The organism is Fischerella muscicola PCC 7414 (genome assembly GCF_000317205.1).
In the GTDB taxonomy this organism is placed as follows: Bacteria; Cyanobacteriota; Cyanobacteriia; order Cyanobacteriales; family Nostocaceae; genus Fischerella; species Fischerella muscicola.
This window is the reverse complement of sequence record NZ_AJLK01000247.1, coordinates 1-394: the sequence shown is the minus strand read 5'-3', so window position 1 is coordinate 394 and position 394 is coordinate 1. Positions and strand designations below refer to the sequence as shown.

Genomic DNA, 394 nt, shown 5'->3' with positions numbered 1-394 from the left:
ATTATGGGCTATTAGCTCAGGTGGTTAGAGCGCACCCCTGATAAGGGTGAGGTCCCTGGTTCGAGTCCAGGATGGCCCACCTGAAAGCAGTTAACAGTCAACAGTAAACAGTGGTCAGTCACAAAAAGCTGATAACTGACAACTGAATAACTGATAACTGAATTCTTGGGGGTTTAGCTCAGTTGGTAGAGCGCCTGCTTTGCAAGCAGGATGTCAGGAGTTCGAGTCTCCTAACCTCCACCTGTACCAACACAAAGTAGAACTCAGCAAGCATTTAACATCTAACATCAAACAAAAAAAGAGTAGAAGGTGTTAGGATAGTGGTTGTGAGGGAAGACAAGTGTGGTAAGATGAATGATTTGGGTAAAAAGCTAGCATCTGAATCAATAGATTC

2 tRNA genes are annotated in these 394 nt (G+C 43.9%); both read left to right on the top strand.

Annotated elements, in window-relative coordinates:
- The first annotated feature begins 5 nt into the window (after positions 1 to 5).
- Positions 6 to 79: transfer RNA gene (locus UYI_RS0131490), tRNA-Ile, on the top strand.
- A gap of 88 nt (positions 80 to 167) precedes the next feature.
- A tRNA-Ala gene (locus UYI_RS0131485) sits at positions 168 to 240 on the top strand.
- Positions 241 to 394 lie beyond the last annotated feature (154 nt).